The sequence below is a fragment of the Saccharothrix sp. genome (assembly GCF_031180885.1).
In the GTDB taxonomy this organism is placed as follows: Bacteria; Actinomycetota; Actinomycetes; order Mycobacteriales; family Pseudonocardiaceae; genus Actinosynnema.
The window spans coordinates 201,757-216,938 of sequence record NZ_JAPSLK010000002.1; the positions used below are offsets into that span (position 1 = coordinate 201,757).

General features: G+C 70.7%; 10 protein-coding genes. 2 read left to right on the top strand and 8 right to left on the bottom strand.

Going from position 1 to position 15,182, the window contains the following annotated elements:
* The first annotated feature begins 43 nt into the window (after window positions 1-43).
* Window positions 44-2,266, top strand: a complete 2,223-nt coding sequence (locus tag RIN75_RS05165) for a hypothetical protein (protein WP_309110603.1) — start codon at window positions 44-46, stop codon at window positions 2,264-2,266.
* Here the strand turns inward: RIN75_RS05165 and RIN75_RS05170 are convergent.
* Complete coding sequence (locus RIN75_RS05170) at window positions 2,263-3,090, bottom strand: BTAD domain-containing putative transcriptional regulator (protein ID WP_309110604.1); 828 nt, start codon at window positions 3,088-3,090, stop codon at window positions 2,263-2,265. The genes RIN75_RS05165 and RIN75_RS05170 overlap by 4 nt on opposite strands.
* 439 nt (window positions 3,091-3,529) lie before the next feature.
* On the opposite strand from RIN75_RS05170, the gene RIN75_RS05175 reads away from it, so the two are divergent.
* Complete coding sequence (locus RIN75_RS05175; protein WP_309110605.1) at window positions 3,530-4,573, top strand: LacI family DNA-binding transcriptional regulator; 1,044 nt, start codon at window positions 3,530-3,532, stop codon at window positions 4,571-4,573.
* 271 nt (window positions 4,574-4,844) lie between these two features.
* Here RIN75_RS05175 and icmF read toward each other — a convergent pair whose 3' ends face one another.
* The 7 genes from icmF to mdlC all read right to left on the bottom strand — a co-directional run bounded on the left by icmF (window position 4,845) and on the right by mdlC (window position 14,959).
* On the bottom strand, window positions 4,845-8,081 hold the full coding sequence (gene icmF, locus RIN75_RS05180) for a fused isobutyryl-CoA mutase/GTPase IcmF (protein WP_309110606.1): 3,237 nt from the start codon (window positions 8,079-8,081) through the stop codon (window positions 4,845-4,847).
* A gap of 283 nt (window positions 8,082-8,364) precedes the next feature.
* Window positions 8,365-8,985: a DUF1579 family protein gene (locus RIN75_RS05185; protein ID WP_309110607.1), complete on the bottom strand. Its 621-nt coding sequence runs from the start codon at window positions 8,983-8,985 to the stop codon at window positions 8,365-8,367.
* Window positions 8,986-9,097: 112 nt separating this feature from the next.
* A complete protein-coding gene (locus RIN75_RS05190; RefSeq protein WP_309110608.1) occupies window positions 9,098-9,658 on the bottom strand; it encodes a TetR/AcrR family transcriptional regulator in 561 nt (186 codons plus the stop codon).
* Between the two features lie 242 nt (window positions 9,659-9,900).
* On the bottom strand, window positions 9,901-11,127 hold the full coding sequence (locus RIN75_RS05195) for a transposase (RefSeq protein WP_309110609.1): 1,227 nt from the start codon (window positions 11,125-11,127) through the stop codon (window positions 9,901-9,903).
* A 757-nt stretch (window positions 11,128-11,884) separates the two neighbouring features.
* On the bottom strand, window positions 11,885-12,688 hold the full coding sequence (locus tag RIN75_RS05200) for a helix-turn-helix transcriptional regulator (protein ID WP_375295909.1): 804 nt from the start codon (window positions 12,686-12,688) through the stop codon (window positions 11,885-11,887).
* Window positions 12,689-12,874: 186 nt separating this feature from the next.
* Entirely contained in the window at window positions 12,875-13,264 is a 390-nt protein-coding gene (locus RIN75_RS05205) for a cupin domain-containing protein (RefSeq protein WP_309110611.1), read from the bottom strand.
* Window positions 13,265-13,306: 42 nt separating this feature from the next.
* Window positions 13,307-14,959 carry a benzoylformate decarboxylase gene (gene mdlC, locus RIN75_RS05210; protein ID WP_309110823.1) on the bottom strand — a complete coding sequence of 551 codons (1,653 nt, stop codon included), beginning with the start codon at window positions 14,957-14,959 and terminating at the stop codon, window positions 13,307-13,309.
* Between the last annotated feature and the right edge of the window lie 223 nt (window positions 14,960-15,182).

Here is a 15,182-nt window from a genome sequence, read left to right on the forward strand (position 1 = left end):
TGCGGGCGTCCCGCGCAGTCGTGCCTGGAGGTGATCGGGCTCCGTGAAGTTCCGACGTTCCGTGCCGAACGAGCCCGTGGTGGCGACACCGGCCGAGCCCGTGGTCGAGCGCGAGCCGGTACCCGCGCCGCCCGCCGCACCCCAGCCGCAGTTCTCGGCGTCCTTCGCGGGGGCCACCCTGGTCGTCGGCCCGCCCCAGGGCGCCGGCCAGGCGGCGACCGCGCTGGCCAGGAGCCTGCCGGTGGACCGCGGCCGGACCGTGGTGGTGGTCGACTTCCCGCCCGGTGACGAGTCCGCGTTCTGGCCGGCCGTGGCGGCGGCGCTCAAGGGCCGCGGCCCGGTCCGCCTGATGACCTCGCACGCCGGCACCATGCGCCCGACCGCGCCCGCCCAGTGGCTGTGCGAGCAGTTGCAGGCCGAGGTGGTCGCGGCGGACGGCGCGGTGACCACCGTGCCGGGCGCGGCGTTCGTCGTGGGCAACGGCGGCTACGGGTGCTGGCTGCGGTTCCTGCCCGGCGGGTCCCCGATGCCGATGGGCCGCCGGTTCCCGGTGCCGCAGTGGGAGGCGGTGGACCCGAACTCCCCGTGGCCGACCGGCGAGGTGGGCGTCTCCGAGCCGATCCCCGCGGGCCTGTGGCTGCGCGCCCAACGCGCCCCGTTCGACCCGGCCGCTCCGGATGCCCGTGCCGTGGTCACCCTGCCGTGCCGGGACAACGTCCTGACCGTCGTCGTCGGCGGCCCCGGCCAGCCCCCGATCCCGGTGGACGAGGTGTGCCGACTGCTCGGCGGCCTGCCGTCGGCGGCGCGGTCGCGCGTGCGCCTGGTCTGGTACGGCGGCGAGCACCAGGGACAGGCGGTGGCCGACCAGCTGGGCGAGCCGATCGCCCTGTACGCGGGGTTGCCGATCGCGGCCCTGCGCAACGGCGCGGCGGTGGTCGCGGTGAACCCGCGCGGGCAGCAGACGTGGCGACCGTACGTGACCGAGGTGTCTTACACCCCAGGTGGCGGCCCGACGGTATCCGGTTACCGGACGCCCGTACCCGGCCTGGTGGAGCGCGGTCCCGGCGTGTTCGACCTGGGCGGCGGGGTGGTGCTGGAGGTCGTGCCCTCGGGCCTGTGGGTGCGCGACGCGGAGGACAACGGCCCCGAGGTGCGCGCCCTGCCGGTCGACCCGGAGTGGGCCCGCCTGACCGTGGGCTCACCGGGCAAGACAACGGCCGGCGCGGTCGCGGTGGCCGGTGCCTCCCTCGTCGAACGCCTTGAACCCGAGGTCCGCCGCCTCCTGAAGGTCGTCTTCTGCGACCCCACTCCCCCGCCCCAGCCCCCGATGGCCGAGCCCGAGGTGCTCGACCCCGAGGTCCCGGAACTGCTGGAGCCGCCCGAGCCGCCCCTCCCCGAGCCGGTCGTCGCACAGCCTGCCGTCCCGCAGCCGGTCGCGCCGGAACCGGTCGCCCACGTCCCACCCGCCCACGTCCCGCCCGCCCGCGAACGCCTGTCCCCACCCCCCGTCGAGGAGCCACCGGCCGACGACCCCATCCCGATAAGCCTCGACGGCCCCCTCCCGCTCTCCCCCGCCCCCGTCTGGGGCGAACGCGAGGGCGAGGAGTTCGTCCCGACCGACCACCACAGCACCGAGGCCGAACGCGACGCCCTCCGCCGCATGCTGGGTGAGCGCTACGCCGCGCACGCCGCCGTGGCCTGTCGGCACATAGAGGTGCGCCCCGAGGACCCGGAGGCCTTCGAGGCCGTGGTGACGGACCTGGCGGCGGTCTCGGCGTGCCTCCAGCAGGACGAGGAGATCATGGTCGAGGCCCTGCGCACCGGCAGGCTGGGTCGCCTGTGGCCGTACGCGGCCGGTGTCGTGTCGGGTCTGCGTCGACTGCCCCTGTACCAGGGCGTCACCGTGTGCTGGGGTGACGCCCGCCGCTACCGGACCGGTGACCTGCTGGTCGAGCACGGCCTGCTGAGCACGGTCGCCGGGCCGTCGGTGCCGTTCGACGGGCGGACGGAGTTCGTGATCTGGTCGATGACCGGGCGGCGGGTGCAGGTGGTGGACTCGTTCGGCAGCGTCGTGCAGGAACGCGTGGTGTTCCCTCCCGGCACGACGTTCAAGGTCCTCGCGGTGGCGGAGGCCGAGGAGTCGGCGCCGATGCAGGTGATGCTCCAGGAGGTCACCAACCGCCACCACGAACTGCCACCCGGCATCCTGGGCAGCCTGGACCGAGCAGCGGTCGCCCTGCGCACCACCGCCCGCGCCCACGCCTAACCCCGCAACGCCTCGGCGACGGCCGCTGCGGTCGGGTCGACACGCTGGGACAGGCGGAAGTCCTCGACGGCTTCCGCCTCCCGTCCCAGCCGCCGCAGCACCCACCCACGCTGAAAGGCAGCCCGCGCCGCCGGCAACCCACCCAACCGCACACCAACCCCATAGGCGTCAACGGCCTCCTCCAACCGGCCCGCAGCCGCCAACGCATCACCACGGATGGCCCACGTCCGGTGATCATGGGGACTCAGCCCGACCAAGTACTCGGTCTCCGCCGCCGCCTCGTCCGCCGCACCGGTCAACAGGTGGGTCCGCGCAATGGTCTCGTGCAGCGGAAACGCATGATCCTCCCAGGCCAACCGCTCCAACTCCGTCCTCGCCACAGCCGCGTTCTGGCACTCCGCCGCCCGGTCCAGCAGCGCCCACGTCCCGTCCAGATCCCCTGCCAGGTAGGGCACAAAGGCCAACGCCCGAAAATGTGCCTGACGACGAAGAGGCTCGGACGGCTCAGTCTCCTCCGCCACCACAACGGCTTCGCGGAATGCCGCAGTCGCCGTACCCCGCCTCCCGTTTCGGACCAGCACGAACAACGCCAACGCGTGCCGAGTCTCGGCCGAGAGCCGACGATCCCGAGCCTCCCTCAACGCCGTCGCCTCGACCTCGTCGGACGAAGACGCGGACCAGTACCGCACCGCCAGGCGCTTCACCAGCAACTCCGGCCGATCCCCCAGCACCCGCGCCGCCCGCCCCTGATACCCCAGCCGCACCAACAGGTCTGCGGCAACCGAGCGTTCCTCAACCGTCAGGTCCCCTTCGACCCGGTCCACAACCTGCCACCACAACGAAGACGCCAGATCCCGTGGAAACGCACCCATGTCCGCCCCCATGGCATCAAGACGACCACGACTGGCGGCGTTGTAGACACGGGTCAACGGCGACGGCGTGGTGTTGAACCGGGGCAAGGACGACACATCACCCTCGACCAAGTGACGTGCCAGCGCATACGCAACTTCAGCCACCCGCGACGACTCCGCACCAGGGGCGTGCAGCCCCAAAACCACATCACACCGGACGGGCACGTTCGCCTTGGTCAGGGCGTTCAAGCGCTGCACGAGGGCTCGTGATCCAAGCCCGGGGGCGTAGTGCGGAGGTAGCACGGTTGACAACTCTCCAGCGGTAACACCACGGTGTCCACCGTCATCAATCAAGTAGTGTCCACGCTGGTCAGCACACCCTGCCGGAGCACTGAAAGCGGTTACAGCAACCATGACCACGATCCGCGAGATCGCCGAGCTGTGCGGTGTCTCCGTGGCGACCGTGTCCCGCGTCTTCAACCGGCCGCTCACGGTCAGCCGGGAGAAGCGCGAGGTCGTCGAACGCGTGGCCCGCGAACTGGACTACCGCCCCAACGAGTCGGCACGCGCGCTGGCCAGCCGCAGGTCCGGGCTGATCGGCCTGGTGTGGGACACCGACCACCGCCGCCCGGGCTGGCGGCACCCGTACCTCCAAGAGCTGCTGATCGGCCTGAAAACCGCCCTCAGCGCCCACGGCTACCACCTGCTGATGCTCGCCACCAGCGGTTCGGCCGCCCTGCGCGCGGTCGGCGCGTCCCTCGCGGACCCGGTGGCGTACGTGAACATGACCCGCCGGCACCACCTGGGCGGCCTGGTGCTGATCGACAGCGGCAAGGACGGCCCGGCGTTCACCGCGTTCGCCCAATCCGGCCTGCCCTGCGTGGCCGTGGACGTCGTGGTCTCCGGCGACCGCGCCACGTACGTCACCTCGGACAACGTCGGCGGCGCGCGCGAGGCGGTCCGTCACCTGGTCGAGGCCGGACACCGCCGGATCGCCACCATCACCGGCCCACCCGCCAACTCCCCCGCCGCCGACCGACTAGCGGGCTTCCGCACCGCCATGGCCGAGGCCGGCCTGGACGTCCCAGACGACCACGTGGTCACCGGCGACTTCCACCGAGGCAGCGGCCAAGACGCCATGCGCCGCCTGATCGCCCTGCCGTCCCCACCAACCGCCGTCTTCTGCGCCAGCGACGAAATGGCAGTTGGCGCACTCCTAGCGGCCCGCCACGCCGGCCTCCGCGTCCCCGACGACGTGGCCCTGGTCGGCTTCGACGACATCGAACTAGCAGCTCTCGTCGACCCACCCCTGACCACCCTCGCCCAGGACAAGGCCGGCATCGGAGCCGCCGCAGCCCACGCCATCCTCACCATGGTCCACAACGGACAGACCCCACCCCCGGCCGTGCTCCCCACCCGCCTCATCCCCCGAGCCTCAAGCCGAGCCAGACGATGACAACGACCTTCCCCGAGGCTTCACCACCCCCTGACCACGCAACCGCCACCCCAGCCGGCCCCCTGACCCGCCTGGAACTCCCCCGCGTCCCAACCTAGCCACGCGCACCCCCAGCCGCGCACCAACCCGCTTTTCACCGCGCCAGCGGCGCCTATGGGCTATCAGCCACAGGAAGGGCCTCGGGGGCCTGCCGCGCGGCGAGCGCCGCTTTTGATCTTGAAAGCGCCGGCACGTGAGGCTTGAGAGCGCGCAGCGCGTTTCTCGAAGCGCTTTAAACGTTGCGCCGGTACTGGCCGCCAACCTCGAAGAACGCTTCCGTCACCTGTCCCAGCGTGCACACCCGGGCGGCGTCCATCAGGACCTCGAAAACGTTCTCCCCCGTCTGCGCCGCCTCCTTCAGCCGCCGCAACGCGGGCTCCGCCTCCGCCGCGTGGTTCGCCGCGAACGCCCGCGTCCGCTCGACCTGCGACCGCTTCTCGTCCTCGGTCGCCCGGGCCAGTTCGATGGTCACGTGCTCACGCGAGCCGTCCTCCGGCAGGAACGTGTTCACGCCGATCAACGGCAGCGACCCGTCGTGCTTGCGCTGCTCGTAGAGCATCGACTCGTCCTGGATCCGGCCCCGCTGGTAGCCCGTCTCCATCGCGCCCAGCACGCCGCCGCGCTCGGACAGCCGGTCGAACTCCATCAGCACGGCCTCTTCGACCAGGTCGGTCAGCTCGTCGATGACGAACGAACCCTGCAACGGGTTCTCGTTCATCGACAGGCCCCACTCCTTGTTGATGATCAACTGGATGGCCATCGCCCGCCGCACCGACGCCTCGGTCGGCGTGGTGATCGCCTCGTCGTAAGCGTTGGTGTGCAACGAGTTGCAGTTGTCGTACAACGCGCACAGCGCCTGCAACGTCGTCCGGATGTCGTTGAAGTCCATCTCCTGCGCGTGCAAGGAGCGGCCCGACGTCTGCACGTGGTACTTGAACTTCTGCGACCGCTCGTTCGCCCCGTACCGCTCCCGCATCGCCACAGCCCAGATCCGCCGAGCCACCCGACCGATCACGCTGTACTCGGCGTCCATCCCATTGGAAAAGAAGAAGCTCAAATTCGGCGCAAAATCGTCCACGTCCATCCCACGCGCCAGGTACGACTCGACGTACGTGAACCCGTTGGCCAACGTGAACGCCAACTGGCTGATGGGGTTGGCCCCGGCCTCGGCGATGTGGTACCCGGAGATCGACACCGAGTAGAAGTTCCGCACCCGGTTCCGGATGAACCACTCCTGGATGTCGGCCATCATCCGCAGCGAGAACTCGGTGGAGAAGATGCAGGTGTTCTGCCCCTGGTCCTCCTTGAGGATGTCGGCCTGCACGGTCCCCCGCACGTTGGCCAACGCCCACGCCCGCAACCGGTCAGCCTCTTCCGCCGACGGCTCACGCCCGTGCTCGGCCCGGAACTTGTCCAGCGTCTGGTCGATCACCGTGTTGAGGAAGAACGCCAGGATCGTCGGCGCCGGCCCGTTGATGGTCATCGACACCGACGTAGTGGGCGCCGTCAGGTCGAAGCCGTCGTAGAGGGCCTTCATGTCGTCCAGCGTCGCGATGGACACGCCGGACGTGCCGATCTTGCCGTAGATGTCCGGCGGGGTGTCCGGGTCGCGCCCGTACAGCGTCACCGAGTCGAACGCCGTGGACAGCCGGGTCGCCGCCGACCCCTGCGACAGGTACTTGAACCGCCGGTTGGTCCGGAACGCGTCACCTTCGCCGGCGAACATCCGCGCCGGGTCCTCACCGTCCCGCTTGAACGGGAAAACACCTGCCGTGTAGGGGAAGTACCCGGGCAGGTTCTCCTTGCGCAGGAACCGCAGCAACGTGCCATCATCATCAAAACGCGGCAACGCGACCCGAGGAACCTTGTTCCCCGACAACGTCTCCCGCACCAGCTGGGTGTGGATCTCCTTGTCCCGCACCCGAACCACCAGCTCGTCACCGGTGTAGTCCTCGACGACCTTCGGCCACGCCGCCAGCAACTCCGCCGACAACCCGTCGACATGCTGTTGAGCGGACTCCACCAGCTGGTCGATCGCAGCGGTGTCGGCGTCAACCCGAGCCAACTCATCCCGCGCAGCCTTGAGGTGCGCAACCCGCCGCACCGCATCCACATGCGTCTCGGTCGCCCGGTGGTACCCGCGCACAGTCTCGGCGATCTCCGCCAAGTACCGCGCCCGGTTGGCCGGCACCACCGTAGCCGCCGACGTCGACACCTTCCCCGACACCGGCGACAACGCCCCCGGCGAAACCTCCAACCCCCGCTCGGCCAACTCGCCACGCAGGTGCTGGTACAACGCCGTCACACCGTCATCGTTGAAAGTAGCCGCGCTCGTGCCGAAGACCGGCATGTCCTCCCACGACTTGCCGAACGCCTCCCGGTTGCGCACCAACTGCCGCGCCACGTCCCGCCGCGCGTCCTCGGCGCCCCGGCGCTCGAACTTGTTGATCGCCACCGCGTCGGCGAAGTCCAACATGTCGATCTTCTCCAGCTGCGACGCGGCGCCGAACTCGGGCGTCATCACGTACAGCGAGAAGTCCACGAACGGCACGATCGCCGCGTCGCCCTGCCCGATGCCCGGCGTCTCCACGACGACCAGGTCGAACCCGGCGGCCTTGCACGCCAGGATCGCGTCGGACAGCCCGTCGGGCACCTCCGAGCCCGCGCGGCGGGTGGCCAGCGAGCGGAAGTAGACCCGGTCGCCGTCGAGGCAGTTCATCCGGATCCGGTCGCCCAGCAGCGCGCCGCCGCCCCGCCGCCGGGTCGGGTCGATGGCCAGCACGGCGATGCGGAGCTTGTCCTCCTGGTCCAGCCGGAAGCGGCGGACCAACTCGTCGGTCAGCGACGACTTGCCGGAACCACCGGTGCCGGTGATGCCCAGGACCGGCACCGGCCGCGCGGCCTGCTCGATGCGGGCGCGCACGTCCTCGGGCAGCTTCCCGGCCTCGATCAACGTGATGGCACGGGCCAGGACGTCCTCCGAACCCGCGAAGAGCCCGTCCCACGACGACGGGGCGCGCTCGGCGAGGTCCTCGTCGCACGCCTCGACCATGGTGTTGATCATGCGGGCGAGCCCGAGCTGCTGGCCGTCCTCGGGGGAGAAGATCCGCGCCACGCCGCGTTCGTGCAGCAGGGCGATCTCCTCGGGGACGATGACGCCGCCACCGCCGCCGTAGACCTTGATGTGCTCGGCGCCGCGCTCGCGCAGCAGCTCCACCAGGTAGGTGAAGTACTCGACGTGCCCGCCCTGGTAGGCGCTGATCGCGATGCCCTGCACGTCCTCCTGCACCGCCGCCGCGACGACCTCGCGCACCGAGCGGTTGTGGCCGAGGTGGATGACCTCGGCGCCCTGCGACTGGAGGATGCGCCGCATGATGTTGATCGCCGCGTCGTGGCCGTCGAAGAGGCTGGCGGCGGTCACGAAGCGCACCGGGTGCTGGGGCTTGTGCAGCGTGCGATCGGCGGTCACGACGGCTCCTTCGGCATCGCGGAAGTACCGTCCAGATTACTAGGACATCCATCTATCGGAAGTAGGACCGTCCTGTGCCCTACCTCACTGGACAGGGCTACCCGCACCCCACCCCAGCGAACCCTGAGCAGCCCACCGGGCCGCACCACACACCGAACCCGAGCGGGCTCGCCACCTCACCGAACCCCGGGCGGGCTCGCCGGCACCAGGCCTCCGAACCACAGGCGGGCTCGCCGGCACACGGCACCGGCGAGCCCGCCCGAGCCACCGCCCAACCGCCGCGTCAGCCGCGCACGCGGTGGTAGACGCCCTGATCCGCGATGCGCTCCGGCTCGCCGGGCGGGGTGAACTTGATCTCGACCACCACCTCGTCCGCCGACCGGAACGTGAACACCGTCCGCATCGGGATCTTCTTCCCGACGTACGACTCGCCGAGCACACCGGGGTCGGTGAACACGCCGCCGATGGAGATCACCTCCTCCCCACCGGTGCCCTCCTCACCCTTGTACGTCATCATCGTGCTGACCAGGTTGTCCAGCGTGTTCCACTCGTACCGGTCGTCCATCCCGGAATACCCGAGAATGCCCAGCCGGTAGTACGGGCCACCCGCCAGTTCGCCGGTCAGCTCTTCCCTGATGAACCGCCCACCGGTGTCGTCCAGCCACTTCCAGACCGATTTCGCGACCCAGATCTTGGGGGTGTGCAACGTGCCCAGGGCGATGTAGGTCTTCTTGTCCACGGTCCACTCGCCGACCAGCGCGTCGAGCCTCCGGTGCAGGTCACCGGGCAGACCGCGGGCGATCATGCGCTCCAGGTCGACGGCGTCGGAAACCGGTGCGGTCACCACCGCGGCGGTTTCCGACAGCAGCCCGTTGGGCGTGGCGGGGCCATTGACCAATTCCATTAGGTAACCCCCTGCTGGTGAATCAGGTGTGCCACCAAGGATGTCCCCGCCGATCATCGGCGTCAATCCGGGAGAACGCACTCCGTGGACTCCGCGCAGTGAAAACCCGAATTCACGGCAGGATGTGTTCGACCAGCTTCCGCGCCTGGCGCGCCGGACCGTCCGCCCCCAACGCCTGCACCGACGCGTAAACACCTTCCATCACCAAGGAAAGCTGGTCCGCGACCACCTCCGGGTCGGCCACCCCCAGCTCCTGCGCCAACTCGGCGAACCGCGTCCGCATCCACGCCTTGGTCGCCACCGCGTTGCGGTGCGCGGGCAGCTCCGGGTCCGGGAACTCGGCCAGCGCCATCAGGAACGGGCAGCCCCGGCACTTGTCCGGCTGCACCTGGACCACCAGCTCGTCGAACGCGGCCAGGATGCGCGAGCGCGCGTCGCGCCCGTCGGGCTTGGTGGCCTCGGTGAACCACTCGCGGTACTGCTGGTCCGCGCGTTCCACGTACGCGGCGACGAGGTCGTCCTTGGAGCGGAACAGCCGGTAGAGGGTGGTCGGCGCGACGCCGGCCTCGGCCGCGACCCGGTCCACGCCGATCGCGCGGATGCCGTGCCAGTAGAACAGGTCGTGGCTGACGCTGAGCACGTGCTCGCGGGTCTGCGCGGCGGGTCGGCGCACGGCGGCCTCCGGTCGACGACGTGTTCGGGTCCCGGCTCGACGACTTGTTCGGGACCCTTCCCTAACGTCCCAACCTAGCACTCCGCCCGCCCCGGAAGTGGAACGACGCTGGTCCACTTCCTCCGCGCTGACCGCGACCAGGGGCACGCAAGCGCTCACCCACGCGAGCGGCAAGCGCTCCCCCGCGGGCCGCAAGCGCTCCCCCACCGGCCGCAAGCGCTCACCCCGTGAGCCGCAAGCGCTCACGCGTAGGGGCGCAGCAGCCGTTCCTCGGGGTAGCCCGCCCGCTCCAGCTCCTGCAGGAGCCGGAACCCGTGCGCCGCCGACACCAGCGTCACGTGGTGGTGCCAGCCGGGGAACGACCTGCCCTCGAAGTGCCGCAGCCCGAACTCCTCGGCCAGCCGCGCGACCTCGGTGTCCGCGTGCCCGGCGGCCCGCAGCAGGCTCACCATCTCGCGGATGCCGGCGGCACCCAGGTTGGTCAGCCACACCGCGGACGGCCGCACCTGCCCGACCGGCCACTCGGCCAGCACGTGCCGCAGCCACGGCAGCCGACCCGGTCGGCCGTCGCCCATCGCGGCGTGCCCGGGCAGGGTCGCCACGACGAAGTCCGACGTCGACACCGCGCCGGTCCGCTCGTCCCGCCAGGACAGCGTGCTGCGACCGCGACGCGCCGCGGCCGCCACCAGCTGCCCGACCGTCCGGGGCTGGTTCCGCGACCCGACCGCCCCAGGCCCGCCGACGAGATTCACCGGGAGCAGGGGCATCGCGGTGGACACCTGCGCGAGGTAGCGCATGCCGCGCTCCTCCAGCCCGCTTAGCAACGGGAACACGCCGGGGTCACTGCTCAGGTCCACGACGACGGGCGCCGCGGGCAACCCCCAGTTGCCCGTCATCTCGTCGAACGCGTCGAGCAGGTACTGCCACACCGGACGCGACCGCTCGTCCTCCGGCACCCGCGTCTTGGCGCGCCGGTCGGCGTCGTGGTCCCAGGACTTGGGCATGACCAGCCGCCAGTCGACCGCGCCCGCGCCCTCGTCCCCGGCCAGGAACACGCCCACCGCCCGCTGGCAGTTGAGCATCCGGCCGGCGGTGGGCGCGTACTGCCGCGCGACGCCCACCGAGTTGTCCCCGTTCTTCGGGAACACCGCTTCCCGCACCACCCAGGCCCGCGGGCGCATGGCCTGGCCGATGCGCTCGGCCAGGCGCCGGCGCACCGGCTCCCACGCCCACGGGCTCTGGTTCACGAACTGCTGCAACGACTGGTCGGCGTCCCGGCCGACCACGAGTTCCGAGATGCGCCGGATGGACTTGCGCCCCGGCACGACGAGCAGCCCGCGGACGTAGGCCTCGGCCCAGCGGCGCTGGTCGGACCTCCCCAGGGTCGTGAACAGCTCTTCGCAGAACTCGGACAGCGTGGATAAATCAGACGGATCAGCCCCGGCTGATACCGCGTGGAACCGATGCACGGTTGTCCCTCCAGCATTTCGGATCACCACGAGGCACGGACCTCGCGGGGTTCGTCTTGACACTTCGTCAGGGCAAGGCACAACACATTTCCGAAGGAGGTACGGCAACGCAGACGTCCCCACGTCGTGCGCGCCGGCGCGAACCGCCCGCGTGGTCGGCGACGACCCCGTGGCCGCCGCCCGCGAGCGGGCGCACCGGCGATTTCCCCCAGCCCCCATCGTCCCTGTCCCCCAGCGACCAGTGACGCGCACAGATTTTCAAGCCTCGGATCGGCTGTCCAGAACGCTTTCAGTGCTGGTATTCCCGGTTCCAGCGTGGCGAGGCGGACAGACCGGTTCCGGTACTGATCCGTTCGATGTTCCCCGTTAAGTCGAGCGGACTACCACGGATCGCGTGACACGTCCGACACGACGGAACATGAAAGTTGGTTACATCGGAAACGGAAACAAAGCGCGCGGTCCGCCCGAACCGGACCGGTTGCTTCGGTGCCATATGAACCTCGAGCGCGGCTTGTGGCGGCGGTCACAGGCATCGGCTCTCCCCCCAAATACTCGTGGCGCACGCGTGGTGGGCCGCGATCACCCGAAGACGCTAGCCACTTCCCGTGACGCCGGCATTAATAATCCACGCGTCGGGTGCGAGCTTCGGTGATTTACGAATCACATATCCCGATGACGGGCCCGTCCGGCGCGTACTTCGTCAAGTCGACGCGCGAGTCAGCGCTCGAGTCGGCGCTCCATCCGGCGCCGAGCCGGCTCAGGCGGGCAGGTGCACGAGCACCGCCGTGGGGGCGAACTCCGGCGACTCCAAGGGCACCACCCGCAATTCGCGGACACCGAGTTCCGGATGGCGGAACCGCAGCGCGCGGGAACGGCGTTCGCGGACGATCTGCTCATCCCACCACAGGCGGAATTCGGCGCTCAGCCGACCCAGTTCCCGCACCCGCCGGCCGATCTCACCGGTGTCCTGGCACCGCGCCGCACCCGCCCGCCACACCGCGACCGCGTCGCGCGCCTCCTCGGCCCAGTCCACCAGGCGCTCCCGGGCCGCGGGCGCGGTGAGCAGCCAGCGGAGGAGGTTGCGCTCCTCCGCGGGCAGCCGGTCCCAGTCGTCGTACCAGCGCACCGCGGCCGGGTTCCACCCCAGCAGGTCGCCGTACGGGTCCACCGCGAGCACCGGGTACGGGTCGTCCTCGGCCGCCGCGACCAGGCGTTTGAGCAGCTCCGCGCCGGAGATCTCGCCGTCGAGCGGCTGCGGCCGGACCACGTGGCCGAACGCCAGCGCGTGCACGTAGCGGCGCTCGTCCTCGCTCAGGCACAGCACGCGCGCGAGGCTGTCCACGACCTCGGGCGACGGCCGGATGTCGCGCCCCTGCTCCAGGTAGGTGTACCAGGTGGGGCTCACCCCGGCGAGCATGGCGACCTCCTCCCGGCGCAGTCCCTGCGACCGGCGGCGCGGCCCCCGCGGAAAACCCGACTCGATCGGGTTGCAGCGTTCCCGCCGGCTGCGCAAAAAGCGCCCCAACTCGCCCCGGCGGACATTGTTCGACCTCACGACCATTCCTCCCCCAGTTTCCCCGCGGACCAGTCTAGCCGTCGTCCGGGTGGCGGATTCCCGGACGACGAGCCGCCGATTTGCGGCGACAACGAAAAGGGAGCGGATAGCACGAAGCCCCCACTCGTGCGTTTCCCGGCGGGAAACGCGGTGAGGGCTTCGCGGACACGCTCGGGCGCGGGCCCGGTGGGCTCAGCTGGTGTGCCCGTACTGGTACGACGGGTCGGCGGCGTGGTCGGGCGCGAATTCGGTGACCACCTGGGCGGTGGCGTGCACGTTGACCATCCGCGCGTTGCCCGGGCCGAGGTTGGTGAACGCGTGCGGCACGCCCTGGCGGACGATCACGATCTCCTCGGGCCCGGCGTCGCGGACCTGCCCGGCGGCCTCCACGCGCACCCGGCCCTCGATGACGAAGAAGATCTCGTCGTACGGGTGGCTGTGCCGCATCGGGCCCTTGCCGGGCTTGACGTCCACGATGAACGCGGACGACGTGGTGCCGTGGGCGCCGCCGTCGAAGATGTGCGCGGCGACCTCGCCGTCGATGCGGACGGTGGGCAGGTTGTCCTTGAGGACGACCTCCATGGACTCCTCCTGGTGCTCTGACAGCGGTGGCTGCGGCGGTGGCTACAGCCGGAACAGGCCGGGGTCGGACACGACGACGTCGAGCAGGACCGGGCCGTCGGCGGACAGCGCGCGCCGCAGCGAGGCCCGCAGCTGCCCGGGCGTCTCGATCCGCTCGCCCGCGATGCCGTAGCCGCGGGCCAGGCCCGCCATGTCGACGCCGCTGAGGTCCCAGCCCTCCTGCCACTTCTTCTGGCTGGTGTCGTCGAGGTAGTACTTCAGCGACAGGTACCCGGCGTTGTTGGGGATCACGAACGTGACCGGCAGGTTGTACTTCCCCGCCGTCCACAGCGCCTGGATGGTGTACTGCGCCGAACCCTCGCCGACCACGACGACGACCCGCTGGTCGGGCCGGGCCACGGCGTAGCCGACCGCGCCCGCGAACGGGAAGCCCAGCGCGCCGGACGCGGTGGCGTAGTAGCCGTTGTCCGGGCCCAGCGGGATCTGCTCGTGGAACGGGGCGCGGCCGATGGGCAGCTCCTCGAACACCTGCGCGGTGGACGGGAGTTCCTGCGACAGCAGGTGGAACAGGTAGGGCTCGGTGATCGGCGTGGACGCCTCGGGCGTGGGGATCGGCTCGCGCAGCTCCGGCAGCGGCACCCGCGGGCGCTGCGGCAGCAGGGCCACGATCCGGCGCACGAACGCGTCGGGCGGCGTGACGTAGGCGGTGCCCGCCATGGACCAGGCGGCGGCCTCCGGGTCGTCGGTGACGTGGATGAACCGGGTGCCCTCGGGCAGCTTGGGCGAGTCGCTGCCGTCCAGCGGCGCGGGCGCCTGGGAGAACAGGTCGGCCGTGGTGAACAGGGTGAACGTCGGGCTGCCCAGCACGATCACCACGTCGTGCTCGCCGAGGCGGGCGTTGATCAGCTCGGGCAGCGGGGCCAGGACGCCGCCGAACAGCGGGTGGTTCTCCGGGAACGCGCCGCGCGGCCACACCGGGCTGCCGTAGACGCGGGCGTTGAGCCGCTCGGCCATCTTGATCAGGTCGCGCCGGGCGCCGCCGATCTCCACGCCCGGACCGGCGACGATCGCCGGGTTGGTGGCGGAGTTGAGCGCGTCGGCGACGTCGGCCAGCACCTGCGGGTCGGGCACGACGGCGGGCCGCACGACGCGGACCTTGTGCGGCGTGGGGTTGGCGGGCCGGATCCAGTCGTCCTCGGGCACGCCCACGTACACCGGGCCCTGGGGCGCCTGCTTGGCGATGTGGTAGGCCTTCTCGATCAGCGCGGGCACGTCCTGCGGCCGGGCCGCCTCCGCCGCCCACTTGATGTAGGGCTGCGGGAGCTGGGTGGCGTTGGGCGCGTTGAGGAACGGCGCGCCCTGCTGGAGCTTGCGGGCCTGGAGACCGCCGATGATGACCATCGGGGTGTGGGCGCTGGCGGCGGTGTAGATGGAGCCCATGGCGTTGCCGGTGCCGGGGCCGCCGTTGATGACGACCAGGGACGGCTCGCCGGTGGCCTGGGCGTAGCCGTCGGCCATGCCGACGACCGCGGCCTCCTGCAGGCCCATGATGAAGCGGAAGTCGTCCGGCCACGTCTCGAACAGCTTCATCTCGGTGTGGCTGGGATTGCTGAAAACGGTCGTCAGGCCGAGTTGCCGGAATACTTCCAGCGCGTCCTCCCGGACGGTCCGGGAATTGGTGCCCTCCGCGGTCACGGTCAACACACTCCTGTGGTGGGTGGACTTCTTCTGGCGAGCTGTGAGGGCAACTCTCGGCGGCGCCCGGCGCCGGCCACAAGGAAAGTCGTTGCCCCGGAAGGCACTTCGTGAGCTGTGCGGATGACCTCACGCAGTCCCCGCCCGGCCTCCGCCCCCGCTTGTCGAAGGCGTCGCCGGGGTGAACTACTGAATGCGCGCCCGGCCGAACCCTTTTCACCCG